Origin of the sequence: Pontivivens marinum, assembly GCF_900231835.1 — a bacterium.
Classification (GTDB): Bacteria; Pseudomonadota; Alphaproteobacteria; order Rhodobacterales; family Rhodobacteraceae; genus Pontivivens; species Pontivivens marinum.
Map to the genome: position 1 here is coordinate 1,101,084 of NZ_OCTN01000001.1, position 25,167 is coordinate 1,126,250.

At 56.9% G+C, this 25,167-nt stretch carries 25 protein-coding genes; 12 read left to right on the plus strand and 13 right to left on the minus strand.

Annotated elements, in window-relative coordinates; genetic code table 11:
- Window positions 1-1,023: an ABC transporter ATP-binding protein gene (locus CR254_RS05500; RefSeq protein ID WP_245851394.1), complete on the plus strand. Its 1,023-nt coding sequence runs from the start codon at window positions 1-3 to the stop codon at window positions 1,021-1,023.
- A gap of 32 nt (window positions 1,024-1,055) precedes the next feature.
- Window positions 1,056-1,973: a LysR family transcriptional regulator gene (locus tag CR254_RS05505; protein WP_097928771.1), complete on the plus strand. Its 918-nt coding sequence runs from the start codon at window positions 1,056-1,058 to the stop codon at window positions 1,971-1,973.
- Between the two features lie 3 nt (window positions 1,974-1,976).
- Here the strand turns inward: CR254_RS05505 and CR254_RS05510 are convergent, their stop codons facing one another.
- Window positions 1,977-4,235, minus strand: coding sequence for an NADP-dependent malic enzyme (locus CR254_RS05510; RefSeq protein WP_097928772.1), 2,259 nt, complete (start codon window positions 4,233-4,235; stop codon window positions 1,977-1,979).
- Between the two features lie 118 nt (window positions 4,236-4,353).
- Between CR254_RS05510 and mutS the strand changes: the two genes are divergently transcribed.
- Window positions 4,354-6,981, plus strand: coding sequence for a DNA mismatch repair protein MutS (gene mutS, locus CR254_RS05515; protein ID WP_245851396.1), 2,628 nt, complete (start codon window positions 4,354-4,356; stop codon window positions 6,979-6,981).
- Here mutS and CR254_RS05520 read toward each other — a convergent pair.
- From CR254_RS05520 to hrcA, 3 genes are read right to left on the minus strand one after another with little or no spacing between them, the layout of a single operon-like run.
- Window positions 6,975-7,583 carry a pyridoxamine 5'-phosphate oxidase family protein gene (locus CR254_RS05520; protein ID WP_097928773.1) on the minus strand — a complete coding sequence of 203 codons (609 nt, stop codon included), beginning with the start codon at window positions 7,581-7,583 and terminating at the stop codon, window positions 6,975-6,977. The genes mutS and CR254_RS05520 overlap by 7 nt on opposite strands.
- Window positions 7,584-7,594: 11 nt before the next feature.
- On the minus strand, window positions 7,595-8,152 hold the full coding sequence (gene grpE, locus CR254_RS05525; RefSeq protein ID WP_097928774.1) for a nucleotide exchange factor GrpE: 558 nt from the start codon (window positions 8,150-8,152) through the stop codon (window positions 7,595-7,597).
- 24 nt (window positions 8,153-8,176) lie between these two features.
- On the minus strand, window positions 8,177-9,247 hold the full coding sequence (hrcA, locus tag CR254_RS05530) for a heat-inducible transcriptional repressor HrcA (RefSeq protein ID WP_097928775.1): 1,071 nt from the start codon (window positions 9,245-9,247) through the stop codon (window positions 8,177-8,179).
- Window positions 9,248-9,359: 112 nt separating this feature from the next.
- Here hrcA and rph point away from each other — a divergent pair, with 112 nt between their 5' ends.
- From rph to hemW, 3 genes are read left to right on the plus strand one after another with little or no spacing between them, the layout of a single operon-like run.
- The gene (gene rph, locus CR254_RS05535) at window positions 9,360-10,073 is read left to right on the plus strand and encodes a ribonuclease PH (protein ID WP_097928776.1); all 714 of its coding nucleotides are present in this window, start codon (window positions 9,360-9,362) and stop codon (window positions 10,071-10,073) included.
- Window positions 10,073-10,684: a non-canonical purine NTP pyrophosphatase gene (locus CR254_RS05540; RefSeq protein WP_097928777.1), complete on the plus strand. Its 612-nt coding sequence runs from the start codon at window positions 10,073-10,075 to the stop codon at window positions 10,682-10,684. The genes rph and CR254_RS05540 overlap by 1 nt, the downstream gene beginning before the upstream one ends.
- Window positions 10,677-11,849 carry a radical SAM family heme chaperone HemW gene (gene hemW, locus CR254_RS05545; RefSeq protein WP_097928778.1) on the plus strand — a complete coding sequence of 391 codons (1,173 nt, stop codon included), beginning with the start codon at window positions 10,677-10,679 and terminating at the stop codon, window positions 11,847-11,849. The genes CR254_RS05540 and hemW overlap by 8 nt, the downstream gene beginning before the upstream one ends.
- Here the strand turns inward: hemW and CR254_RS05550 are convergent, their stop codons facing one another.
- The 7 genes from CR254_RS05550 to hemJ form a co-directional block, all read right to left on the minus strand.
- Window positions 11,850-12,719 carry a ParB/RepB/Spo0J family partition protein gene (locus CR254_RS05550; RefSeq protein ID WP_097928779.1) on the minus strand — a complete coding sequence of 290 codons (870 nt, stop codon included), beginning with the start codon at window positions 12,717-12,719 and terminating at the stop codon, window positions 11,850-11,852.
- Window positions 12,720-12,738: 19 nt separating this feature from the next.
- Window positions 12,739-13,506 carry a ParA family protein gene (locus tag CR254_RS05555; protein ID WP_097928780.1) on the minus strand — a complete coding sequence of 256 codons (768 nt, stop codon included), beginning with the start codon at window positions 13,504-13,506 and terminating at the stop codon, window positions 12,739-12,741.
- Between the two features lie 12 nt (window positions 13,507-13,518).
- Window positions 13,519-14,124 carry a 16S rRNA (guanine(527)-N(7))-methyltransferase RsmG gene (gene rsmG / locus CR254_RS05560; RefSeq protein WP_097928781.1) on the minus strand — a complete coding sequence of 202 codons (606 nt, stop codon included), beginning with the start codon at window positions 14,122-14,124 and terminating at the stop codon, window positions 13,519-13,521.
- 3 nt (window positions 14,125-14,127) lie between these two features.
- Complete coding sequence (mnmG, locus tag CR254_RS05565) at window positions 14,128-16,002, minus strand: tRNA uridine-5-carboxymethylaminomethyl(34) synthesis enzyme MnmG (protein WP_097928782.1); 1,875 nt, start codon at window positions 16,000-16,002, stop codon at window positions 14,128-14,130.
- A 2-nt stretch (window positions 16,003-16,004) separates the two neighbouring features.
- Window positions 16,005-17,300, minus strand: a complete 1,296-nt coding sequence (gene mnmE / locus CR254_RS05570) for a tRNA uridine-5-carboxymethylaminomethyl(34) synthesis GTPase MnmE (RefSeq protein ID WP_097928914.1) — start codon at window positions 17,298-17,300, stop codon at window positions 16,005-16,007.
- A 47-nt stretch (window positions 17,301-17,347) separates the two neighbouring features.
- Window positions 17,348-18,619 (minus strand): transcription termination factor Rho, encoded by a 1,272-nt coding sequence (gene rho / locus CR254_RS05575; RefSeq protein ID WP_097928783.1) that lies wholly within the window; start codon window positions 18,617-18,619, stop codon window positions 17,348-17,350.
- 130 nt (window positions 18,620-18,749) lie between these two features.
- The gene (hemJ, locus tag CR254_RS05580; protein WP_097928784.1) at window positions 18,750-19,196 is read right to left on the minus strand and encodes a protoporphyrinogen oxidase HemJ; all 447 of its coding nucleotides are present in this window, start codon (window positions 19,194-19,196) and stop codon (window positions 18,750-18,752) included.
- 489 nt (window positions 19,197-19,685) lie between these two features.
- Between hemJ and CR254_RS05585 the strand changes: the two genes are divergently transcribed.
- From CR254_RS05585 to dnaQ, 5 genes are read left to right on the plus strand one after another with little or no spacing between them, the layout of a single operon-like run.
- Complete coding sequence (locus CR254_RS05585; protein ID WP_180955887.1) at window positions 19,686-20,507, plus strand: pyruvate, water dikinase regulatory protein; 822 nt, start codon at window positions 19,686-19,688, stop codon at window positions 20,505-20,507.
- Complete coding sequence (locus tag CR254_RS05590) at window positions 20,504-21,100, plus strand: Maf family protein (RefSeq protein ID WP_097928786.1); 597 nt, start codon at window positions 20,504-20,506, stop codon at window positions 21,098-21,100. The genes CR254_RS05585 and CR254_RS05590 overlap by 4 nt, the downstream gene beginning before the upstream one ends.
- Complete coding sequence (locus tag CR254_RS05595; protein WP_097928787.1) at window positions 21,097-21,933, plus strand: shikimate dehydrogenase; 837 nt, start codon at window positions 21,097-21,099, stop codon at window positions 21,931-21,933. The genes CR254_RS05590 and CR254_RS05595 overlap by 4 nt, the downstream gene beginning before the upstream one ends.
- Complete coding sequence (coaE, locus tag CR254_RS05600; protein ID WP_097928788.1) at window positions 21,930-22,526, plus strand: dephospho-CoA kinase; 597 nt, start codon at window positions 21,930-21,932, stop codon at window positions 22,524-22,526. Before CR254_RS05595 ends, coaE begins: the two co-directional genes overlap by 4 nt.
- Complete coding sequence (dnaQ, locus tag CR254_RS05605) at window positions 22,519-23,217, plus strand: DNA polymerase III subunit epsilon (protein WP_097928789.1); 699 nt, start codon at window positions 22,519-22,521, stop codon at window positions 23,215-23,217. Before coaE ends, dnaQ begins: the two co-directional genes overlap by 8 nt.
- 57 nt (window positions 23,218-23,274) lie before the next feature.
- Here dnaQ and secB read toward each other — a convergent pair whose 3' ends face one another.
- Window positions 23,275-23,784, minus strand: coding sequence for a protein-export chaperone SecB (gene secB, locus CR254_RS05610; protein ID WP_097928790.1), 510 nt, complete (start codon window positions 23,782-23,784; stop codon window positions 23,275-23,277).
- 82 nt (window positions 23,785-23,866) lie between these two features.
- A complete protein-coding gene (locus CR254_RS05615) occupies window positions 23,867-24,355 on the minus strand; it encodes an FxsA family protein (RefSeq protein WP_097928791.1) in 489 nt (162 codons plus the stop codon).
- 129 nt (window positions 24,356-24,484) lie between these two features.
- On the opposite strand from CR254_RS05615, the gene CR254_RS05620 reads away from it, so the two are divergent.
- Window positions 24,485-25,150 (plus strand): Tim44/TimA family putative adaptor protein, encoded by a 666-nt coding sequence (locus CR254_RS05620; protein WP_097928792.1) that lies wholly within the window; start codon window positions 24,485-24,487, stop codon window positions 25,148-25,150.
- Window positions 25,151-25,167 lie beyond the last annotated feature (17 nt).

Sequence of the window (25,167 nt, forward strand, 5' to 3'; positions counted from 1 at the left end):
ATGACCCAAACACCTCTGTTGCAAATCGATGCGCTGGAAAAACGCTTCGCACTGGATCACGGATTTCTGGAGACGGTAAAACTGCGCAAGGGACGCATCCGCCGTGAAAAGCGTGAGGTCCATGCCGTTAATGGGCTGACGCTGGACATCAAACGGGGTGAGGCGCTGTGCATCGTGGGCGAATCCGGCTGCGGTAAATCCACCGTTGCGCGGTTGGTGGCGGGTTTGTTGAACCCGTCAAACGGCTCAATCACCTATGATGGCAAGCGGATCGACACCCTGACCCGCCGCGAGATGCTGCCCTATCGGCGCAAGATGCAGATGATCTTCCAAAATCCCTATGCATCGCTGAACCCGCGGATGACCATCGAACAGGCGCTTACAGAACCGGTCAAGCATCACCACCCCGACCTCAGCGCGCAGGGCGTGCGGGATAAGGTGGTAGAGGTTATGCGCTCCGTCGGCGTTGATCCCGCATGGGCGCCCCGCTATCCGCACGAATTTTCCGGTGGTCAGCGGCAGCGTATCGCCATCGCCCGGGCCCTGACGGTAGATCCCGAATTCATCATCGCGGATGAGCCGATTTCGGCCCTGGACGTGTCCATTCAGGCGCAGGTGCTCAACCTGATGCTGGAGGCACAGGTTGAGCGTGGCCTGACCTATCTGTTCATCACCCATGACCTCAGCGTGGTGCAGCATTTCGGAACCCGCGTGGCCGTGCTGTATCTGGGTACGTTATGCGAGCTGTCGGATACCGCGACCCTGTTTGCGAACCCCAAGCATCCCTATACCCGCGCCCTGCTGTCCGCCGTGCCAAAGCTGGACGATCAGGCCCCGAACCATATTCGTTTGCGCGGTGAAATCCCGACTCCGATCGATATGCCGCAGGGTTGCCCGTTCCGCTCACGCTGTACCTATGCCAATGATCGTTGCGCGGTGGAACGGCCGGTTCCTGCACCACAGCCCGACGGGTCGCTGGTTGCATGTCATGCGGTCGAAGAAGACAGGATTGAAACCGTCTAAGCCCAACGGGTTATCGACGGCTGGAGCATTCATTGGAAATTTCGTGGCTGAAAGATTTTGAGGCATTGGCAACCCTGCGCAATTTTTCGCGCGCGGCCGAGGATCGCAATGTCTCGCAGCCTGCCTTTAGCCGGCGCATACGGATACTTGAGGAAGAAGTCGGCGCCGGCCTGATTGACCGGCGCTCACTACCGCTCTCCCTAACCCCCGCAGGTGAGATTTTTCTGGCGCAGGCGCGCCTGATGACCCGCACCTATGAGGAAACGATCGAGCGGTGTCAGGCGGTGGATGCAGCGAATGCCGACACGATCCGCTTTGCCACCACGCAATCGCTATACCTGACGCATTATCGCAGCCTGATCGGTCCCATGGCCGACCATGACGGCGTTGATATCGACCTGAACTCGACCAGTTGGGCGACTGATCAGTTCGTGACCGCCCTGCAACAGCATTACTGCGATGTGATCCTGACCTATTGGCACCCCGCGATGGAGGCCTTGTCGCCGCTGGATGTGACCCGTGCTGACCACTTGGTTCTAAGCCGCGACATGCTGCTGCCCGTTGCACATGCCCTGCCCGATGGCCGGCCCGCCTATACCCTGCCTGCCAGCAGTAAAAAGCCCGTGCCGATGTTCCATTACGGATCATCCTCGGCGCTAAAACCGGTGGTGGATGCGATCCTGCGCCGACACATGATGCCCGGAAACCTGCTGACCATATCCCATGGCGGACAGGCCCACGGGATCAAGGAAATGGTACAGGAAAATTTCGGCTTGGGCTGGTTACCGCGTGAGGTATGTACACGGGAACTGGACGCCGGCAGTTTGGCGATTGCCGGTAATGACAGCTTTGCGGCGCCGCTGGAAATCCGCATCTATAAGGACGCACAAAACCAAAAGCCGTCGCTCAGAAAACTGTGGCGACGGCTTGAGGAATTGGTGGCCAATTAACGCCTACCCAACGCGGCACGCCGCCATTAACGCCATGTGCAGAATGTCATTCACCGTGGCGGTGGTCGAGGTCAGCTTTACCTGTCGATCAATGCCAGTCAGGATCGGGCCAATCACCGTGGCGCCGGCCAGTTCCTGCATCATCTTGACCGAGATTGACGCCGAATGGCGGGCCGGCACGACGACGATATTTGCGGGGCCAGACAGGCGGCAGAACGGGTATTGACGCATGACATCGGCGTTCAGCGCGACATCTACGGTCATTTCGCCATCATATTCGAAATCCACATTGCGGGCGTCCAATGCCTCCACCGCGTGGTGCATCTTCTCGGCTCGCTCGGATACCGGATAACCGAAATTCGAGAAGGAGCAGAACGCCACGCGCGGCTCCAACCCCAGACCACGGGCAACCTTTGCTGCCTGTTCGGCGATATTGGCGAGGTCTTCGCGTTCCGGCCATTCATGTACCAGCGTATCCGCGATCAGGATCAGGCGGCCATTATGCAGCACCGCAGAAATCCCCACTGCGCCATCAGCGGCAGTCGCGTCGAAGACCAGTCCGATCTGTGACAGCACCTGCGCGCTTTTGCGGGTGGCACCGGTGACCATGCCGTCCGCCATATCATGGGCCAGTAGCAGCGCGGCAAAGACGTGGCGATCACGACTGGCAAGACGATAGCAATCGCGCTGATCCAGCCCCTTACGCTGCAACCGCGTGTAGAGGTAGTCCGCCATTTCCTGCAAATTATCGACGGTGCCGGCGTTCACAATCTCCAGATCATTGATGGCGTCGGGCTGGCCCGCAGCCTCCAACATCGCGGCGATATCGTCGCGACGACCCACCACCAGCGCTTGGCCAAGGCCGGAACGGCGATAGGCCAGCGCAGCACGTACCACCCGTTCATCATCCCCCTCGGCAAAGATCATCCGCGCTTGCGCACCGCGCGCACGGTTGAACAACCCGTCAAGGATCGACGCCGTCGGATCGAGGCGCGAGCGTAGCGTCAGCTCATACCCCTCCATATCGATAATCGGGCGGCGGGCGACACCGGTATCCATGCCTGCCTTGGCCACAGCCGGCGGAATGACGTGGATCAGACGGGGGTCAAACGGGGTCGGGATAATGTAATCGCGCCCGAATTGCAGCTTGCGCCCATAGGCCATCGCGACCTCGTCCGGCACGGCGTCCCGCGCCAGATCGGCCAAGGCACGGGCACAGGCGATCTTCATCTCATCATTGATGGCGCGGGCATGGATATCCAGCGCGCCACGGAACAGATAGGGAAAGCCCAGCACGTTGTTCACTTGGTTCGGGTAATCCGACCGGCCGGTGGCGACGATTGCGTCCTCGCGCACGGCATGGGCCTCCTCGGGCGTGATTTCGGGGTCGGGGTTCGCCATCGCGAAAATCACCGGGTTCGGCGCCATGCTGGCCACCATTTCAGGCGTAACCGCGCCCTTGACCGACACCCCTAGGAAGACATCAGCGTCGCGCATTGCTTCCTCAAGCGTGCGATCGGTGGTCACGGCCGCATGGGCGGATTTCCACTGGTTCATCCCCTCGGTTCGGCCCTGATAGATCACGCCCTTGGTATCGCAGGCGATGCAATTATCGTGCTTTGCGCCCATCGCCTTGATCAACTCGATACAGGCAATGCCGGCCGCGCCGGCGCCGTTCAGCACGATCTTACAATCCTCGATTTTCTTGCCCGAGATATGCAGCGCGTTCATCAGGCCGGCTGCACAGATCACCGCCGTGCCGTGCTGATCGTCATGAAAAACGGGGATATCCATCTCCGCCTTTAGCCGCTGTTCGATGATGAAACATTCGGGGGCCTTGATATCCTCAAGGTTGATGCCGCCAAAGGACGGCCCCATCAATTTGACCGCGTTGATAAATGCCTCGGGGTCCTCGGTGTCCAGTTCCAGATCGATGGAGTTCACATCAGCGAACCGTTTGAACAGAACCGCCTTGCCCTCCATCACCGGTTTGGAGGCCAGCGCCCCCAGATTGCCAAGTCCCAGAACCGCCGTTCCGTTCGAGATTACGGCGACCATGTTCCCCTTGGTCGTGTAATCATATGCCAGCGCAGGGTTCGCCGCGATTGCTTCACATGGAACAGCAACACCCGGTGAATAGGCCAGGCTTAGGTCACGCTGCGTCGCCATGGCGGTGGATGCACGGACCTCCAGCTTCCCCGGAGATGGGCTGAGGTGATAGGCCAGCGCCTCCTCATTCGTGATCCGTGTATTTCTGCTCATGTCGCGCTCCCACCATAATGCGTTTTCGTCAAGGTTAGCGGCCCATGCCATGCGCACAAAGGGTTTTCGCCACGCGGCCGTCAGGTTAGGACTGAGCCACGCAATTATGGGGGCCGACATGGCGAATGGCGCAACGCCGATGATGGTGCAGTTTCTGGAGATCAAGGCGCAGTACCCCGATGCGTTGCTGTTCTACAGAATGGGCGATTTTTACGAGATGTTCTTTGACGATGCGATTGCGGCATCAGCTGCACTGGACATTGCACTGACCAAACGCGGCAAACATGACGGCGAGGATATCGCGATGTGCGGCGTGCCACAGCACGCAGCCGAGGGGTATTTGCTGACCCTGATCCGCAAGGGTTTCCGCGTTGCCGTTTGCGACCAGATGGAAAGCCCCGCCGAGGCGAAGAAGCGCGGTTATAAGGCCGTGGTAAAGCGTGAGGTTGTGCGTCTGGTCACCCCCGGCACCTTGACCGAGGATACGCTGCTGGATGCGCGGCGGCACAATTACCTCGCCGCCTATGCGCAGGTGCGCGATAGCGGGGCCTATGCGTGGCTGGACCTCAGCACTGGCGAGCTGCACGTCACACGCTGCCCGAAAATCATGCTGGGCCCGATGCTTGCCCGTACCTCACCGCGTGAGGTTCTGGTGGTTGAGGGCGATGTGCCAGATTCCCTGACCGAGGATAGCGCCGTCATTACCCCGCTCGCACGCGCCAGCTTTGATAGTGAGGGTGCGCGCACGCGGCTGGAACGCCTATACGGCACAGGGTCGCTGGACGGCTTCGGACAATTTGATCGGGCGGAGCTGGGCGCGCTAGGCGCATTGATCGACTATATTGATATCACTCAAAAGGGCCGCCTGCCCCTGATCCACCCGCCTGTGCAGGAACAACAGGGCGCGGCCATGCAGATCGACGCGGCGACGCGGCGCAATCTGGAACTGACCCACGCGCTCAGCGGTGGGCGCGAGGGCGGGCTGCTAAACGCCATCGACCGCACGGTGACGGGCGCAGGGGCACGACTGCTGGAAACACGGGTTTGCGCACCCTCCACCGATCTGACGGTTATCCGTGAGCGTTTGGACGCCGTGCAGCTCTTTGTAGATGACCGGACCCTCAGCGCCGACCTGCGCGATGCGTTGCGACAGGCGCCTGACATGGATCGCGCCCTATCACGGCTGGCGCTGGATCGGGGGGGGCCGCGTGATCTGGCCTCCATCCGCAATGGCTTGACCGCCGGCGCACGCATGGGAGCTATCCTCAGCGGTGAGTTGCCCGAGGGGGTCGCGCAGGCGGCAAAGGTGCTTTCCACCCTGCCCGATTGCGCCGCCTTGCTGGAATCCGCGCTGGTGGCCGAACCCCCCCTGCTGAAACGCGACGGTGGTTTCGTGACGGAGGGCGTGGATGTCGATCTGGACGAGGCCCGCACCCTGCGCGATGAGGGGCGCGGCGTTATTGCCTCCATGCAGGCAAAATATGCTGAGCTGGCCGGCGTCACCGCATTGAAAATCAAGCATAACAACGTGCTGGGCTATTTCATCGAAACCACGGCAACCCATGCGGAAAAGATGATGTCCGACCCGCTATCGGATACGTTCATCCATCGGCAAACCACCGCAAATGCAGTGCGTTTCACCACGGTTGAGCTGTCCGAACTGGAAACCCGCATCCTGAACGCCGGCGCGCGCACATTAGAGCTGGAGCTGGAGCAGTTCGACCGCATGCGTGACGCAGTGCTAAACGATGGGGCCAGCATCAGCACCATCGCCCGCGCATTGGCGGAACTGGATGTGGCCAGCGCGTTGGCAGAGCTGGCCGTGGACAGCGACTGGACCCGGCCCAAACTGGACATGTCACGCAGCTTTAACATCGTCGGTGGTCGCCATCCTGTGGTGGAACGTGCATTGCAACGACAGGGCGGCGCAGATTTCATCCCCAACGATTGTGATCTAACGGCGCAGGGCGACAATGCAGCGCGGATCATCCTGCTGACCGGTCCGAACATGGCCGGTAAATCGACATGGCTACGCCAAAACGCGATCATCGCGCTGCTGGCGCAAATCGGGGCCTATGTGCCGGCAGCCTCGGCTGAAATCGGGCTGGTGGATCAGCTCTTCTCACGTGTTGGGGCGGCGGATGATCTGGCGCGGGGCCGCTCCACCTTTATGGTGGAGATGGTTGAGACGGCGGCCATTCTAAATCGCGCCGGCCCTCGGGCCATGGTTATTCTGGACGAAATCGGCCGCGGCACCGCGACCTATGACGGGTTGAGCATCGCATGGGCCGTGATGGAACATTTGCATGAGGTCAACGGCGCCCGCGCCCTGTTCGCCACCCATTACCACGAAATGACCGGCCTATCGGCGAAGCTGGACGGCGTATCCAACGCCACCGTCGCCGTGCGTGAATGGGAGGGCAACGTGGTTTTTCTGCATGAGGTGCGTGAGGGCGCGGCAGACCGCTCCTACGGGGTACAGGTCGCCCGTCTGGCCGGCCTGCCCGACAGTGTGGTGGATCGCGCCCGTAGCGTGCTGAAAATGCTGGAATCCGAGGAGCATGGCGGCAAGGCCAAGCTGCGCATCGACGACCTACCCCTATTCGCCGTGCCGGTCAGCGAACCCGCCGCGCCCAAAGCGGATTCACAGGTAGAAAGCCGCCTCGCAGATATCCTGCCCGACGGCCTGACCCCGCGTGAAGCATTGGATCTGATCTATGAGCTAAAGGGGTTGATGCCTCAGTAAAGCGATTTGGAATAGCGGGCGAGCATCTGCTCGTCCGTTTCACGCGGTGCATCCGCGCCGGCGTGGTCGACCAGCATTTCACCCATTGTGGGCACCGGACGAATCTTTGCCCATGTTTCCGGTTGCCACAGGCCGGATCGCAACATGGATTTGGCGCAATGCAGATAGGCACGGGTGATCGTAACCCGCAGCACGGTCAGCGCCGGCTTGCCGTTAAATCCGCATTTCTCACACAAATCCGCATCGTCCCGAATTTCCGCAACACCGCGCACACGCAATGTTTCACGTACACCGGGGATCATGAAAATCAGACCAATCGCAGGATCAGCCAACAGGTTGCTGAGGCTATCCAGCCGGTTATTCCCCGGCCTGTCAGGAATCAGCAGATGCGTGTCGTCCTCAACACACACAAAACCCGCAGCGTCGCCCCGTGGCGTCAGGTCCAGACCCTGAGCACCGGATGTGGACATCACCATGAATGGCGACGCTGCGATAAATTGACGGCAATGGGGGTCGAGATGGATCATTTCCTTGGCAACGGCCCGTGCGCTTTTCTCGCCGTATAGCGCGCGCAGGCTTGCCTCATCTGTGATCCGTCCCATTGCTCTATCCTTTAGCCACCCGAAGATACGCCAACCTGCGCGGGGCGCAGCAAGCGCTCACCGATCATGAAGCCCTCGGTCATGACCTGAAGCACGCAGCCGGCCGCGACGCCGGGCATTGGAGCCTCGAACATTGCCTGATGCAGCTTTGGATCAAACTTATCGCCCATTTCAGGATCGATGCGCGTGATCTTGTGCTTTTCAAAGGCGCTCAGCAGCTCACGCTGGGTCAGCTCGATACCCTCCAGCACGCCGCCAACGGCCTCACGCTGTTCATCGGTAACGGTTTCCAGCGCGCGTTTCAGGTTGTCATGCACGGGCAGCAATTCACGCGCCAGGCGTGTGCCGCCGTAAACCTCGGCGTCCTTACGGTCACGCTCCAACCGCTTGCGCAGGTTTTCCATGTCCGCATAGGTGCGCAGCAATTTGTCGCGCAACTCCTCATTCTCGCTGCGAAGGTTAGCGATTTCGGCATCCGGATCGGCATAGCCGTCCAGATTTTCCTCGCTCTCGCCCTCGGCGTTCAGGATTTCTTCTAGATCTTGGTTCACGTCATTTTCGTCCGACATGTTTGCTTTCCGTGCTCAGCGCGTTCAGCGACCGTCCTTGAGGAGTCGGCCCACCAATTGCGCGGTGTAATCAACTATCGGCACGATACGTCCGTAATTCAGCCGTGTAGGGCCGATAACGCCGATCGCTCCGATGATCTTCCGATCAGAGTTCATATAGGGAGATACGACCAGAGAGGAACCGGAAAGTGAAAAGAGCTTGTTTTCTGACCCGATGAAAACGCGCACCCCGTCGCCATCCTCGGTCAAACTCAGCAATTGTGCCAAATCCCGCTTCCGCTCAATATCGTCAAACAGTTGGCGCACCCGCACCAGATCGTCCTCTGCCTCGGTTGCGTCAATCAGATGCGATGTTCCGCGCACAATCAGGCGATCGCGGTCATCATTCGTATTATCGGACCATAGCGCTACGCCCGATTCCACCAGATTGCGCGCCAGAACGTCCAGCTCCTGACGGCGCGCAGTGATTTCCAGCTCCACGATGGAGCGGGCCTCACCGACAGTGCGACCCTCCAGAATAGAGTTCAGAAAATTCGCAGCCTCACGCATGGCTGAGGGGGGCAAGCCCGGTGGCGGTGTGAACAACCGGTTTTCCACCCGCCCATCCGCCATCACCAGAACGACCAGTGCGCGTTCCTCGGATAGGGAAACGAATTCGATATGGCGGATCGGCGCCTCAACCTGCGGGGTTAGCACCAGCGAGGCACCCCGCGTCAGGCCCGACAGCACACCGCCGGCGCGGTTCAACGCGCCTGTGATGTCATCTGTATCGGTGCCAACCGCGCGCTCGATCTCCTGCCGGTCAACGCTGTTCACGTCGCCGCCCTCGATAAATCCGTCCACAAACATCCGCAGGCCACGCTGCGTCGGGATACGGCCGGCGCTGACATGGGGGCTACCCAACAGGCCCAGCACCTCCAGATCCTGCATGACGTTGCGTATCGTGGCTGCCGACACACGCTCCGCCAAGGATCGTGACAGGGTACGTGATCCTACAGGCTCTCCCGTATCCAGATACGTCTCAACCAGTGAGCGAAACACCGCACGGGCGCGCTCATTCATATCATCCAACGTGCTGGTATGCGGATTTATCATGCTTATTCACAGGTAGACATGCCACGCAGGCAGGTCAACGCCGGCGTCCCCCGACTGGACGGATATAAGCCGCATGATGTAGGGGAAGAGCAACCTTAAGCAGGAGAATACCATGCGCCCTTCCGGCCGGTCCATCGATCAACTTCGCCCCGTTTCTATCGAGACGAATGTGACCATGCACGCCGAGGGTTCGTGCATCATCCGCTGTGGCAACACCCACGTTCTGTGCACCGCATCGCTGGAACCCCGCGTGCCGCCATGGTTGCGCAATACCGGACTGGGCTGGGTCACTGCCGAATACGGAATGCTGCCGCGCGCCACGACATCGCGGAACCGTCGTGAGGCCCAAACAGGCAAGCAATCGGGACGCACGCAGGAAATCCAACGCCTGATCGGTCGCTCGCTGCGCGCCGGCGTGGACCGCGTTGCCTTGGGTGAGCGTCAGATCACCGTCGACTGCGATGTTTTGCAGGCTGATGGCGGCACCCGCTGCGCGTCCATCACCGGCGGCTGGGTTGCTTTGCGACTGGCCGTGAACAAACTGCTCAAGGCCGGTGATCTGAAAAGCGACCCGCTGCCCACCCATGTTGCCGCGGTTAGCTGTGGCATCTATGGCGGCCAAACTGTTCTGGACCTCGACTACGCCGAGGACAGCGCAGCCGGCACCGATGCGAATTTCGTCATGACCGGCAATGGCGGCCTGATCGAGGTTCAAGCCTCGGCTGAGGGGGCTGCGTTTTCACGCGATGAATTGACCAAGCTACTGGATCTTGCCGGCGCCGGCGTTGACGAACTGGTCGCCGCACAAAAGACAGCAATCGCATGATGCGCAAACTTTCCTCGGGCGACCGGCTGGTCCTCGCATCCCATAATGCGGGTAAGCTGCGTGAGATTACGGCACTGCTAGAACCCTATGGCATCGACGTTACCTCCGCCGGTGTTCTGGGCCTGCCAGAGCCTGAAGAAACCGAGGATACCTTTGCCGGTAATGCGCGGCTAAAGGCACATTTCGCGGCAAAGGAAACCGGCCTGATCGCTCTCAGCGATGATTCCGGTATCGAAGTTGATGCGCTGGACGGCGCGCCCGGCGTCTACACCGCCGACTGGGCCGAAACGGAAAACGGTCGGGACTTTATGCAAGCGATGAGCCGCACATGGCGCGAGTTGGAGGAGCGTAACGCCCCCGAGCCGCGCACCGGTCGGTTTGTGTGCACGCTGTGCCTCGCATGGCCAGACGGGCATGATCAGATCTATCGTGGTGATGCGTCAGGCCGACTGGTCTGGCCCCCCCGCGGCGATCAGGGCTTTGGCTATGATCCGATATTCATGCGCGACGGGCAAAGTGTGACCTTTGGCGAAATGCCCTATTCGCAGAAAGAACCGCTGAGCCACCGCTCCGCCGCGTTCCGTAAATTGGTGGCTGAGGCCCTTGTCTAAAGTCCTATCCCCCGATTGGCGCAATGGTGGCTTTGGCGTCTATGTGCACTGGCCCTTTTGCCAGTCCAAATGCCCCTATTGCGACTTTAACTCGCATGTCCGGCGTGAAGTCGATCATGCTGCATGGCGCGACGCCCTGTGCCGTGAGATCGACCATGCCGCAGCGCTCAGCGGACCACGCCGCGTCGATACCGTCTTTTTCGGCGGCGGCACGCCCAGCCTGATGCACCCCGACACCATCGCCGCAATCATGCAGCGTATCGCCACTGTGTGGTCCCTATCGCCGGATGCAGAGGTCACGCTGGAGGCCAATCCCACCTCCGTGGAGGCAGGCAAGTTCCAGGGCTTTCGCGATGCCGGCATCAATCGTGTGTCCATGGGCATACAGGCGCTAAACGACCCTGACCTGAAACGACTAGGACGTATGCACACCGCGCGTGAGGCTATGGATGCGTTCGACGTTGCACGTCGCACATTTGACCGCGTCAGTTTTGATCTGATTTATGCACGTCAGGGGCAGGATCGGGATGCATGGAAATCCGAGTTGAATCAAGCGATTAACTTAGGTTTAGATCATCTTTCCCTATATCAGTTAACCATCGAATCTACGACACGCTTTGGTGAGCTACACGCACGCGGAGCGCTGCGTGGCCTGCCCAGCGATGCGCATGCAAGCGACATGTATTTCGACACGCAGGAGATCATGGATGCGGCTGGCCTATCCGCTTATGAAATCTCAAACCACGCACGGGCCGGCGCGGAATCGCAGCACAACCTGATCTATTGGCGTTATGGCGACTATGCCGGTATCGGACCCGGCGCGCATGGTCGCATTACCGACGGCAAAGGCAACCGCCTAGCCACCGAGACCCTGCGAATGCCCGAGGAATGGTTAAATTCAGCCAAAACCACCGGCCATGGCTACCTGCCCACTGAGGAGCTGACATCGCACGATCAGGCTGTGGAGTGTATTTTGATGGGGCTACGCCTCAGCGAAGGTATCAATTTGGAACGGGTTCGCAGACTGGATGCCAACTTCTTGAACGAGGACGCCTTGGTTAGCTTGACCGATGGTGGACAAGTCTCGGTCGATGCGGATCAATTGAAAATCACACCACGCGGGCGGCCCATCACAAATGCTATCCTACGGGAACTGATCGCCTGATCAGACACCGCCTGATAGCAATTGGCACAACCGATCCAGCTCATCCAGATCATTATAGGTTACACTGACCTGACCGCCACCGCCGGCCTGATGCTGAATAGACACCGCCAAACCCAACGTCGCTGACAAATCCCCCTCCAGCGAACGTGTATCGGCGTCCTTTTTCGGCGCGCGGGGCTGCTGACGGGTACCCAAACCAACCGGCGCCTTTGCACGCTTTTCCGCCTCACGTACCGACAGGCCCTGCTGCACGATTTGATGCGCCAGCGGTACTGGATCAGCCAAGGGGACAAGGGTACGTGCATGGCCGGCGGTCAGCTTACCGTCCACCAGCATATCCAGAATTTCATCTGGAAGTACAAGTAATCTCAATAGGTTAGCGATGTAGGAGCGGGATTTACCCAGCGCCTCGGCTAGTTTTTCCTGAGTATGCCCGAACTTTTCCATCAGTTGCTTATAGCCGCGAGCCTCCTCAACAGCGTTAAGATCAGATCGCTGAATGTTCTCGATGATTGCGACTTCGAGCACTTCGACATCGTTAAATTCACGTATAACAACGGGAAGTTCATGCAGTTTTGCTCGCTGCGATGCACGCCAGCGACGCTCACCCGCTACGATCTGGTATCGTTCACTGTTTTTGGGATCAACGCGAACAATCAGCGGCTGAATAACGCCCTTCTCACGGATTGAGCGAGTCAGTTCCTCTAAGTTCTCTTCAGTAAAACTGCGGCGCGGCTGATCCGGGTTTGGAGAGATATTATCGATTGGCAGGTGTTGTACGTTCTGATTGCCAGAGGATTGTGCCGGATCAACGTCCACCAACAAGGCAGACAAACCACGGCCTAAGCCCTTACGATCCGGTTTACGCATAACGGACTCCAAATATCATTTAAGCGCCCGCCGAACGGCTTCGCAACTCAGCCGCAAGACGTTGATAGGCTAGGCTACCTGCGCTGGTTTCATCGTAAAGGAGGGCCGGCATCGCGTGGGATGGAGCCTCGGACAGACGGACATTTCGCGGGATTACCGTCTCAAATACCATCTCGCCCAATGTCTGACGCGCATCGGCCGCAACCTGATGGCATAGATTATTCCGGCGATCATACATCGTCAGGACAATGCCCTCAATCTCCAGCTTTGGATTCAGGGCGGAGCGCACTTCCTTGATCGTACTCAAGAGTTGAGTCAGCCCTTCAAGCGCAAAAAACTCACATTGCAGCGGTACCAGCACGGAATTTGCAGCCGAAAGCGCGTTCAATGTCAGCAAATTTAGCGCGGGTGGGCAGTCAACCAGCACGTAATCATAGTCGCCACTTTCAGATCGTAGGCAATCGCGCAGCCGGTTTGCCCTGTTCGACTCCCCCGACAACGTAATATCAACCGAACTGAGATCCGAAGTTGCCGGTACAATCGACAGATTTGGAACAATTGTGGGGAGTGCAGCGGCGGAAATAGGCAACCGCTCAACAAGCACGTCATAAGTAGATTTTTGCCGTGCGCTATTCTCGATCCCAATTCCGGTGGAGGCATTACCCTGAGGATCAAGATCGACCAACAACACACGCTGTCCAACCGCAGCCAAGGCAGTGCCCAGGTTAATGGCAGTCGTGGTTTTACCCACCCCGCCCTTCTGATTTGCGAGTGAAATTACCTTCATTTTGGGTCACTTTCAGACACGATTCAGGTTCCGAATTTGAAGGATCGCGCTATCCTTGTTGGTAAGACTTTGAACCTCCAGCAGGTCAAAAGTCCAGTCTTTGCGCGCATCTGTGATCTCCATTTGCCGATTAGACCCTTTGAGAAACAATGCTGTGCCATCAGCGGACAGATGGCGTTCGGCAAATTCCAGTAACATCGCTAACGGCGCGAGCGCACGTGCGCTAAGAACCCTCACGGAAAGTGGCTCAACCTGCTCAATCCGGGCGTTCAAAACACGTGCTGATAGGCCACATTCACGAATGACCGTCTGCATAAACAAGCATTTGCGCTGATCGCTTTCGATTAAAGTAAGATCGCGCTTAGGGTTCAGGCACGCCACAACCAAACCAGGAAAGCCCCCTCCGGAGCCAATATCAGCCCACTTTGCATCTTCGTTGGCAAGCTCTGCGACCTGCACAGAATCCAGTATATGCCTCGACCAAACATCTTTCAGAGTACTGGGCGCCACAAGGTTAATTCGCGGATTCCAGCGGTTAAGCAGTGAAACATAGGTTTCTAGGCGCTCTAATGTTTCACGTGAAACATGATTGGCGATTTTAGAGCGTGCATCAGTCATAAATCAGGCCGACTTTCGTGAATATCGACGGGTAGCCGCAATCAATAGGTTCAACGCCGCAGGAGTCATTCCCTCAATCCGAGAAGCTTGCGCAATTGAGCCGGGGCGCACAGTGGATAGCTTACCCTTTAACTCTGTGGAAAGCCCCGCAACGCCTGAATAATCTAAATCAGATGGCAAAAGCGCCTCTGCATCACGTTTAAGTGCAGCAATATCCTTTTTCTGCCGCTCCAGATAATTTGCGTATAGGGCATCAATCGAAAGCTGACCCATGATCTGATCATCAATTGATGCAGCATGCGGACACAACGCAACGACATCCTTCGTAGTCGTATCTGGTCGAGCCATCAGCTCAAATAGGCTACGGCGCTGGCCATCTTGGTTAACCTGAAGTCCGACAGCGATCGCTTCGTTTGGGGTAAACGTCGTTGTTGTCAGAATCTCACGGCCGCGAGACAGTGCATCACTCTTTTTCGTAAAGAGATCAGAACGCTTTGATCCAACACAGCCAATATCCATTCCTAGCTTTGTTAGCCTCTGATCAGCATTGTCAGCGCGTAGAGCCAACCGATATTCAGCCCGCGAAGTAAACATTCTGTATGGTTCAGCAACCCCACGCGTCACCAAATCATCAACCATTACACCGATATACGCTTGGGATCGATCCAAGATGAATGGATCCCTACCCTTCACAGATAGGGCGGCATTTAGTCCGGCCACCAAACCCTGCGCCGCTGCTTCCTCATAACCTGTCGTGCCATTGATCTGCCCCGCTAAGTACAAACCCGGGCAGTTCAGTACGTTCAGTCGGGAATCTAGCGACCGAGGATCAACGTAATCGTACTCAATTGCATATCCCGGCTGTACGATTTCCACGTTTTCCAATCCACCTATCGACCGAACATAATTATCTTGCACCTCGACAGGTAATGAGGTCGATATCCCATTTGGATATACGACATCAGAGGTCAGACCCTCAGGCTCTAGAAAAATTTGATGTGACGTTTTATCTGCAAAACGTACAACTTTATCCTCGATTGAGGGGCAGTATCGCGGGCCAACACCCTCAATATGCCCACCATACATCGCAGAGCGGTGTAGATTTTCGCGAATTATGTCGTGGGTACGCTCATTCGTATGGGTAATTCCGCATGCGATTTGCCTCGGCAAAGACCCAGAATCCATGAATGAGAAGCGCGAAGGCTCTTCATCAGCATCCTGATATTCAAGCTCAGACCATGCAATTGTCTTGGAATTCAAGCGAGGTGGCGTCCCAGTTTTCAATCGCCCTAACGGTAAGCCAAGGTCCTCAATCCGTTTTGCCAGTAGCAATGACGCTGGATCGCCCATGCGACCGCCCTCATGCGTTACATCCCCAATATGGATAATGCCGCGCAGAAACGTACCAGCAGTCAAAATCACTGCCGAAGCAGAAACTTCGCTATCATCAGACAGGCGTACACCTGTAACGCGCCCACCATCCATCAACAGATCATCAACGCTAGCCTCGATAATCGTGACGTTTTCAGCAGTTATGAATTCCGCCTGCATATGTTTCCGGTAGAGATCGCGATCAGCTTGGGTTCGCGGCCCTTGGACGGCAGGACCTTTTCGGCGATTCAACATCCGAAATTGAATACCTGCACGGTCGGCGACACGCCCCATCACACCGTCTAAGGCGTCAATCTCGCGCACGAGATGCCCTTTTCCCAATCCACCAATGGCCGGATTACAGGACATTTCGCCAATACGATCCCGCCGATGCGTAATCAGGGCAACGCGGACACCCATCCGATGGGCGGCCATTGCAGCTTCTGAACCTGCATGCCCTCCCCCAACTACGATCACATCGAACGCTTTATGTTTCACGTGAAACATCCTCACTTGCCTATGCAAAAGCTGGAGAAGATTTCACCCAGCACATCCTCAACGCCTATTTGCCCAATCAATTTATCTAAGGCCATAATTGCCGAACGAACGTCCTCGGCGATCAGTTCCGTTACAAACGAGTCCATTTTGATACTCGAAAGAGCAACTCCGATATATTCAACCGCAGTCATCATCGCTTGCTGGTGGCGCTCACGTATCAGCAAAGATGACCCTTGCGTCAAATCACCGAGCTGCCGCCCAATATTATCAAGCAATTGATCAATGCCCGCGCCCGTGTGACTCGACACTCCGGATCGAACCCCGTCATCATCCTTACCATAGATTATCAAATCATGCGACTGCGGCTGCACGCCGTCATCCGGTTGATCCTGATCCGACGCGAGTAGGAAAATTCGTAGATCCGCCGATGTCGCACGCTTGATTGCCAGCTCTACACCTAGCCCTTCAACGACATCGCTGGTTTCCCGCAATCCCGCCGTATCGAGAAAAGTCACAAGTTGCCCCGCGACCTCCAATCTCACTTCGATTACATCGCGTGTTGTACCGGCAATATCCGAGATCAGCGCCACATCCCGCCGACTTAGCTTGTTAATCAAGCTCGATTTTCCGGAATTCGGGCGCCCAACAATTGCGACCTCAAAACCGGTTCTAACTTGCTTGGCAGCCTTCGCGCCGGCCAGCTGCCCGTTCATTCCGGCTGAGACATAAGTTAACAACTGCCTGACTTCTGGAAAGACATCTACAGGAACATCCTCATCAGCGAAATCGATTGTCGCCTCAATTAGAGCGATAGCGCGTAGCAAATTGGCCCGCCACGTTTTCACCAATCGTGATAATTCACCATCCATGACCCGCAATGCCTGCCGACGCTGTTCATCAGTGTCTGAATCAATCAGATCAGCAAGGCCCTCAACCTGTGCTAGGTCAAGTCGGCCGTTTTCCAGGCTTCGCCGTGTAAACTCGCCGGCCTCAGCGACACGAGTACCCCCGAATGCACCCAGCACCTTCATCAGTTGGGTAAGAACAGCCGGCGAACCGTGGTGATGGAATTCAACCACCGGCTCACCAGTAAAGCTGGCATCCGCATCGAAACTTAAGATAAGCGCTTGATCAATAACGGAACTATCTCGTGGATCGCGCAGCAGTCGCAGCGCAGACGTTCTGGCCGCCGGTAGTGAACCGCAAAGAGCTATACCGACCTCATGCGCCAGAGGTCCGGAAACCCGAATGATCCCCACGCCGGCGCGTCCCGGCGCCGTCGCAGGTGCAAATATTGTATCAAACATTGCAACCACCGTGGGGTTCCTAAGGGAACCCCCATAATAGTAACTTACTACGTGTTCATAGAATCGAAGAAGTCAGAATTGCTCTTGGTCTGCTTCAGCTTCCCAAGCAAGAATTCGATAGCATCTGTAGTGCCCATTGGGTTCAGAATGCGGCGCAGAACGAACATTTTCGTAAGGTCGGTTTTCTCGACCAACAAATCTTCTTTCCGCGTACCGGATTTCATGATGTCGATAGCTGGGAATACACGCTTATCAGCAATCTTACGATCCAGAACAATTTCAGAGTTACCTGTACCCTTAAATTCTTCGAAGATAACTTCATCCATACGGCTACCCGTATCGATTAGTGCTGTCGCGATAATAGTAAGCGAACCACCTTCCTCGATATTACGTGCTGCACCAAAGAAGCGCTTGGGACGCTGCAATGCGTTTGCATCAACACCACCGGTCAATACTTTACCTGACGACGGAACAACTGTGTTGAATGCGCGGCCCAAGCGTGTGATCGAATCCAGCAGGATGACAACATCGCGCTTATGCTCAACCAGGCGTTTTGCCTTCTCGATAACCATTTCGGATACCGCAACGTGGCGCGTTGCCGGCTCGTCAAAGGTCGAGGAAACAACCTCACCCTTAACCGAGCGCTGCATGTCGGTAACTTCCTCGGGCCGTTCATCAATCAGCAGAACGATCAGGTAGCATTCGGGGTGATTTTTCTCGATCGAGTTTGCAATATTCTGCAAAATAACCGTTTTACCAGTGCGCGGCGGCGCGACGATCAGACAACGCTGACCCTTACCAATCGGCGAAACCAGATCGATAACACGCGCCGAACGATCCTTGATCGTTGGGTCCTGTACTTCCATCGTCAGACGCTCATCAGGATATAGTGGCGTCAGGTTGTCGAAGTGAACCTTGTGATTTACCCGCTCAGGATCCTCGAAGTTGATCAGCGTGACCTTCACCAGACCAAAATAGTTCTCACCATCCTTGGGCGCGCGAATAACACCGTCAACCGTGTCGCCAGTGCGCAGGCTGAATTTGCGGATTTGGCTGGGAGATACGTAAATATCGTCAGGACCGGGCAGATAGTTTGCCTCAGGCGAACGCAGGAACCCGAAACCGTCCTGCAAAACCTCCAGAACGCCATCACCAGAGATTTCTACGCCATCCTCAGCCGTTTCCTTGAGGATAGCGAACATCATATCGCCCTTACGCATCGTCGAGGCGTTTTCGATCTCGAGCTCCTCAGCCATCTTCAGAAGATCGGCAGGGCTCTTCGCTTTCAACTCGGCGAGCGAGAGGCGTTCAATTTCCATTAATTTCAGTCCGATTGTGTGATCGGCGCATATGGGCGCCAGACAACAGTAGAGGGAGGGAAGCGTCGCTGAATGGGACGGTTTGAGTTAGATATGGCGGATAGCAGCAAAATGTCAACTCTGCTCCACCTCAGAACGGTTTTACGATAACCATTACAACGATTACGACCATTAGCAGCGTCGGAATTTCATTGGCGTAACGATAGGTGCGGCCGCTTTTGGTGTTCGCATCAGCCAGAAAATCCTTACGGCGCTTGTTTAGCCAACCGTGAAACCCGCTCATAGCAATCACTGCAATGAATTTGGGCAAGAACCACCAGCCGATAACACCGGGTATCGCTGCAAGGCTAAGCCCGAAGACCCATGTTGCGATCATGGCTGGTGTCATGATGACGCTATAGAGCTTCATCTCCATCATTTTGAACGTCTCCGACATCTCACTGCCAGGTCTCGCCCGTTCTGCGTGATGCACGAACAATCTGGGTAGATAAAACAAACCTGCCATCCACGAGATGACGGCTATCAGATGTGCGGCCTTTAGCCATGGATAGGCGATGCCGAGGAGATCTTGAAACATGTCATACCCTTCTCAATGCAAACGTCTTTGCCGGTTTTGTGTCTGCGATCAAGTGTGCGGCTTTGGCCCCCTTAATATCTTAAAGAATGAAAAGGTTGTAGTTTGTAGTAGGTCTGTGAATCTTGGGGATTATCTCTACGCACAGATTTCTCCACATGCTTGCCCACAGAGAATCGATTCTGCATGACAAATTGCATGCTGCTATGTGCGTAACTGAATAGCATAATTTTTGTATTATTTCAGTGGCTTAGTTTTTCAGAATTTTGACATTCCAAATCCGACTCAGATTGACTCCTTCGAACCCTGCCGAGTCTGTGGATTCTCAGCGAAGTTATCCACAGGTGATGTGATTTTACCCACGGGCTGTCGCCGGCCTGTGAATGCAATTGGGTAAACCGAGGATGAAACCGTGCATTTGCTTTTCTCCACAGGTTGGACCCACTATCGTTGACAGGCATATCCCCGAATTCATCCACAGGATTGTTGGTCTTGACCGCGCAAAATCGCCTCACCTTGCACCTGATTTCCGATTCCACAGGCAACACGATCGCCTCAGCGGCGCGTGCCAGCGCAATTCGATTCGAGGGCGCGCAATTACAGACCGAGGAAAACGTCTTTGTCCGCACGCGCGAACAGATCACCCAGATTGTTGAGCGTGTGCAGCAGCCGGCATTGATTTTGCACACTTTAGCCGATCAAAAGCTTGAGGAGCATCTGGTTTCATTGGCGATGCAGCGTGGGATTGAGGCGATTGGCGTGCTCGATACCACAGTGCGCGCGATGACGCGGCATCTTGGCTCACCGGGGCCATCAATGCCGGGGCAGCAGCATCGTGTGGACCAGAATTACCAGAAACGGATCAGCGCGATTGATTTCGCCATGGCTCATGATGATGGCGTGGATACGGGGCGTTTGCTGGCAGCGGATGTGATTTTGGTTGGGGTTAGCCGTAGCTCCAAAACGCCGACATGTATTTACCTTGGTTATCAGGGAGTTAGGGCAGCAAATGTTCCTCTGGTTCCCCATGTCCCCGCCCCGCCCGGTTTGCTGGCGGCGATCGAGGTCGGCGTGATGGTGGTGGGTTTGGTGGTCAGCCCTGCCCGCTTGGCTCAAATTCGCGCACATCGTTTGGTCGCGTTGGATCGCGGTGCCACGCAGGGATACGCAGATATCGACACGATCCGTTCCGAAGTTTCCGAGGCACGCCTGTTTTTTGAGCGTCACGACATTCCGGTTATTGACGTTAGCCGCCGCTCCATTGAGGAAACAGCGGCAGCAATTCTCGCCAAACTCAGAAAGCGCGCGACATGACAGACCTAATCTTGGCTTCAAGCTCCAGCGCGCGCTCTAAAATGTTGCGTGATGCCGGCGTTGCCCATCGTGTGGATGTTTCGCGGGTGGATGAGGACGCGGTAAAGCGCGCTATGCTGGCCGAGGGCGCACCGCCGCGTGACATTGCGGATAAATTGGCGGAGCTAAAGGGCTTGCGGGTCTCTGCGCGCAACGGGTCTGACTTTGTTTTATCGGCGGATCAGGTGCTGGTCAGCGCGGGAAAGCTATATGATAAGGCGCAAAATGCTGATGAATTGCGCGCCCAACTGCGTGAATTGCGCGGAACCAGCCACGAGCTTCTGTCCGCGGCGGTGATCTGCGAGGGGGGGCGGCCCGTTTGGCGGCATATCGGGCGTGCGCAGTTGATAATGCGTTCCTTTTCCGACACATATCTCGAAGAATACGTCACAGATGGCGGCGCGGCATTGTTTGAAACGGTCGGCGGATACAAACTCGAAGAAAAGGGCGCGCAGCTGTTCAGCCGCGTTCAGGGGGACTATTTCAGCGTACTTGGTCTACCTTTGCTCGAAGTCCTAGGGTTTTTACGCGCACGGGGAATCTTGACCGAATGACATATACATCGCCGCCGCTAGCCGGTGTTGTTGGATGGCCGATCGGGCTGTCACGCTCACCCGCGTTGCATGGGCATTGGCTCAAACGTTACGGGATTCCTGGGTACTATGTTCCGTTGGGCATCGCGCCACAGGATTTTGAAAACGGTATCCGGTCGCTGCCGCGACTAGGTTTTCGCGGCGTGAATGTTACCCTGCCCTATAAGCAAACTGTGCTGCCGCTGGCGGATAAAATCAGCGATCGTGCGGCACTGATCGGGGCTGCTAACACGCTGATATTTCGCGATGACGGCGGTATTTATGGCGATAATACAGATGGTTACGGATTTATAGAAAACCTGCGCCAGAATGCGCCGGGCTGGTCCGCACGCAGTGGTCCATGCTTGGTACTGGGCGCCGGTGGGGCCGCGCGGGGCATCATTTCTGCGCTAATAACCGAGGGCGCGCCCGAAATCCGCATCGCGAACCGCACCCGTCAACGGGCGGAGATCCTCAAGGATCAGTATGGCGCACGGATACAGGTCATTGACTGGAATCGTGCCGCCGATGCGATGGATGGGGCCAGCACGATCATCAACACGACATCACTGGGGATGGCTGGCCAGCCGGAGCTGAATATCAGCTTCGATGCGGCCCCCGGCACGGCGATTGCGACGGATATTGTGTATAACCCACTGACGACACCGTTCCTGCGGGCTGCAAACGCTGCCGGCCTGGTCACTGTGGATGGTTTGGGAATGTTGCTGCATCAGGCAGTGCCCGGTTTCCGGCAATGGTTCGAGCACGCGCCCGAGGTTGATGACGACCTGCGCAAAGCTGTGCTGGCGGCATGATTGCGCATCGGATCGGGCTGACCGGGTCCATCGGAATGGGAAAATCCACGACGGCTGCGCTGTTCATGGCTGAGGACGTTCCGGTTTGGGACGCGGATGCGGTGGTGCATCGGCTTTATACACAGGGTGGCGCGGCGGTTGTACCGCTGGGCGCGCTGATCCCCGATGCTGTTCAGGCCGGTGCCGTCGATCGTATTCACCTGCGACAGGCATTGCTCACCGATCCTGCGCTGATGAAACAGGTGGAGAGCATCGTGCACCCCCTCGTCGGGGCGGATCGCACGCAGTTTGTTGCGGAAAATACGGCCCCAATCATCCTGTTCGACATTCCGCTATTGTTCGAAACGGGTCAGGCGCAGGCCTATGATAGCGTTGTTGTGGTCAGCGCGCCGGCAGCGGTACAGCGTGAACGCGTCCTTGCACGGGATGGCATGACGGTTGCCGCCTTTGAAGCTATCCTTGCCAAGCAGGTGCCAGACGCAGAAAAGCGCGCGCAGGCGGACCATGTGATCGATACCTCACAGGGGATGGATGCAGCGCGTGATCAGGTTCGCGCCATTTTGGATAGTATCAGGGGCACAATGAATGCGTGAAATCGTTCTGGATACGGAAACCACCGGACTCGACCCACTGTCCGGCGACAGGATTGTTGAGATTGGCGCGGTTGAACTGTTCAACCACATGCCGACCGGTGAAACCTATCACCAATATATCAACCCCGAACGCGACATGCCGCAGGAGGCATTCAATGTTCACGGGTTGAGCATTGATTTCCTGAAGGACAAGCCGGTCTTCAGAAAAATCGGGCAGGCATTTCTGGATTTCGTCGGTGACAGCAAGATGGTGATCCACAACGCCAGCTTCGATATGAAATTTCTGAACGCGGAGCTGAAGTGGATGGGGTTGCCAACCCTGCCCATGGCGCAGGCGCTGGATACGCTGGGCATTGCGCGCAGTCGGTTTCCGGGGGCGCAAAACTCGCTGGATGCGCTGTGCCGACGGTTCGGAATTGATAACTCGGCGCGTACCAAACACGGCGCGCTGCTGGATTCCGAGATTTTGGCGGAGGTTTATCTGGAGCTTGTCGGCGGACGGCAGCCGGATTTCACGCTGTCCGTTGTGCAGGACAACACGAATAACACCGTAAGCGCAAAGCAGTGGACCCCATCGGCCCGTCCGCAACCCCTGCCCGCGCGTATCACGGATGCAGAACAGCAAGCCTTTGACGGGTTTGTGGAAAAGCTGGGCGATAAGGCATTCTGGAACGATTTTTCCAAGGGATAACGAAAAAGGCGGCACCGGTTTCCCGATGCCGCCCTGAATTCGGTACGGAACTGCGAATTATGCGGTGCCGGTATTGCCCTCGGATGCCTGCTGCGCCTGCTGGCGGCGGGTCAGTTCGTTCCGGTACAGCGCCATGAAGTCGATAGGATCGACGTTCACTGGTGGGAAACCACCATCGCGGGTCATATCGCTGACGATCCGGCGTGCGAACGGGAAGATCATCGTGGGGCACTGGATCAACAGGAACGGGTGCATCTGCGCGGCGGGAACGTTCGAAATCTCGAACATGCCGGCATAGTCCAGTTCCATCAGGAATACCGGCTGATCGTTGGATTCTGCGTTGATTTTCAACGTCAGAACAACCTCGTATACCTCGGTGTCGCCGACCTTCTTGGCGTCCAGATTCACACCAACGCGCACCTGTGGTGGCGTTGCAGGGGCGTTGCCCTTTTGTGCGGCGATGTTCTCGAACGAGACATCCTTGATGTACTGGTTCCGAATGCGGATCTGGGGCTGTGCGGCCGGCTGATCGGTTGGCGCTGCTGCACCCGTGGTCTCGTCCGTCATGACGTTCCTCGCTGGAATGTTGTCGTGTTCGGCGTTGCGTTTATCAGAGCGGAGGCACCATCACAACGCCGACGCCATATGATCACTCACGCGGTTGTGTCCAACCGGAATTTCCGCGGGGGCCATCCTCGGGCGGGGTTTCGACCTCGTACTGGCCGTCAATGACATCAGGCCGCATGCCGGGGCCTCGCCCTGCCTCCGCGCCGGCGCGATGGGTGGCGGCAACGGTTACCCGCTTGGCCAATTCACGAATGACGATATCGCGGATAAACGGCACCAGCAGCGAGAATCCCAGCGCATCGGTAAAGAAGCCGGGTGTTAACAGCAGGATACCAGCCACGAGGATCAGTGCCCCATGCGCCAGTGGCCCGCGCGGATCACCGCCGGTTTGCAGGATGTGCTGTAGCTCACGCAAGGCTCCGCCGCCCTGTTTGCGTAGCAACCACGTACCGACAACTGCTGTCAGCAGTACGGTTGCCAGTGTTGGGAACAGCCCGATCAGGCCGCCCACTTGGATAAATAACGCGATTTCGATCAGCGGCACCGCGATCAGCGCCAGAAAAATCAACATGTCTTGCCTCCTGTTGGGGCTCTGCATGCGCACCGCATGGACTTGGCCCCTGTCGTTCCTTAGATATGCACTATCTGTAATGTTGCCAGCACCAATGCTAAATGCCCGTCAAAGGAAGAGATACACGTTATGAGTTTGCTACCATTGCTCGTCCTTGCCGCGGTTGCCGTGTTCCTAGTGCTGAAACTGCGCAGCGTGCTGGGCACGCGCACGGGTTTTGAGCCATCGGCCGACGAAATGCCACGGCCACCTATGCCCGGACCGTCCCGCGATGCAGAATTTGAGGTGATCGAGGGCGGCGGCAAGGATCGCGACATCGCCGATCACGTTGATCTGGACAGTGATGCGGGCCACGCTCTGGTTCAGATGAAGCGGGTCGAGCCGGATTTCGGCGTGACCGACTTCATCGCAGGGTCCAAGCAAGCCTATGAAATGATCCTGATGGCGTATGAAAACGGCGATCTGGATACCTTGCAGCAATTTCTGGCTCCAGATGTTTATCAGGGATTCGAACAGGCCGTTGAACAGCGTGCTGAGGCAGGTCTGACTGTTGAGGCAAACTTCATCGGCGTGCGTGAGGTAAAGCTCAAGGATGCCCGCTTCGATGATCTGGATAATGTCGGCGATGTTGTTGTGCGCTTTGTGGGTGAACTGACCTCCGTTGTGCGGAATGCGAATGGCGATGTGGTCGAGGGTGACCCGCATGTAGTGAAGCGCCAGTCGGATACGTGGACCTTCTCGCGCGTTATGGGTTCGGACAATCCGAACTGGCTGCTCGTCGCGACCGGGGCGTGAAGCTGTGGCGTACCGTA

Coding starts and splice junctions, on each gene's coding strand:
- CR254_RS05500 (WP_245851394.1), top strand. CDS start 1: ATGACCCAAACACCTCTGTTGCAAATCGATGCGCTGGAAAAACGCTTC.
- CR254_RS05510 (WP_097928772.1), bottom strand. CDS start 4,235: ATGAGCAGAAATACACGGATCACGAATGAGGAGGCGCTGGCCTATCAC.
- mutS (WP_245851396.1), top strand. CDS start 4,354: ATGGCGAATGGCGCAACGCCGATGATGGTGCAGTTTCTGGAGATCAAG.
- CR254_RS05520 (WP_097928773.1), bottom strand. CDS start 7,583: ATGGGACGGATCACAGATGAGGCAAGCCTGCGCGCGCTATACGGCGAG.
- grpE (WP_097928774.1), bottom strand. CDS start 8,152: ATGTCGGACGAAAATGACGTGAACCAAGATCTAGAAGAAATCCTGAAC.
- hrcA (WP_097928775.1), bottom strand. CDS start 9,247: ATGATAAATCCGCATACCAGCACGTTGGATGATATGAATGAGCGCGCC.
- rph (WP_097928776.1), top strand. CDS start 9,360: ATGCGCCCTTCCGGCCGGTCCATCGATCAACTTCGCCCCGTTTCTATC.
- CR254_RS05540 (WP_097928777.1), top strand. CDS start 10,073: ATGCGCAAACTTTCCTCGGGCGACCGGCTGGTCCTCGCATCCCATAAT.
- CR254_RS05550 (WP_097928779.1), bottom strand. CDS start 12,719: ATGCGTAAACCGGATCGTAAGGGCTTAGGCCGTGGTTTGTCTGCCTTG.
- CR254_RS05555 (WP_097928780.1), bottom strand. CDS start 13,506: ATGAAGGTAATTTCACTCGCAAATCAGAAGGGCGGGGTGGGTAAAACC.
- rsmG (WP_097928781.1), bottom strand. CDS start 14,124: ATGACTGATGCACGCTCTAAAATCGCCAATCATGTTTCACGTGAAACA.
- mnmG (WP_097928782.1), bottom strand. CDS start 16,002: ATGTTTCACGTGAAACATAAAGCGTTCGATGTGATCGTAGTTGGGGGA.
- mnmE (WP_097928914.1), bottom strand. CDS start 17,300: ATGTTTGATACAATATTTGCACCTGCGACGGCGCCGGGACGCGCCGGC.
- rho (WP_097928783.1), bottom strand. CDS start 18,619: ATGGAAATTGAACGCCTCTCGCTCGCCGAGTTGAAAGCGAAGAGCCCT.
- hemJ (WP_097928784.1), bottom strand. CDS start 19,196: ATGTTTCAAGATCTCCTCGGCATCGCCTATCCATGGCTAAAGGCCGCA.
- CR254_RS05590 (WP_097928786.1), top strand. CDS start 20,504: ATGACAGACCTAATCTTGGCTTCAAGCTCCAGCGCGCGCTCTAAAATG.
- CR254_RS05595 (WP_097928787.1), top strand. CDS start 21,097: ATGACATATACATCGCCGCCGCTAGCCGGTGTTGTTGGATGGCCGATC.
- coaE (WP_097928788.1), top strand. CDS start 21,930: ATGATTGCGCATCGGATCGGGCTGACCGGGTCCATCGGAATGGGAAAA.
- dnaQ (WP_097928789.1), top strand. CDS start 22,519: ATGCGTGAAATCGTTCTGGATACGGAAACCACCGGACTCGACCCACTG.
- secB (WP_097928790.1), bottom strand. CDS start 23,784: ATGACGGACGAGACCACGGGTGCAGCAGCGCCAACCGATCAGCCGGCC.
- CR254_RS05615 (WP_097928791.1), bottom strand. CDS start 24,355: ATGTTGATTTTTCTGGCGCTGATCGCGGTGCCGCTGATCGAAATCGCG.
- CR254_RS05620 (WP_097928792.1), top strand. CDS start 24,485: ATGAGTTTGCTACCATTGCTCGTCCTTGCCGCGGTTGCCGTGTTCCTA.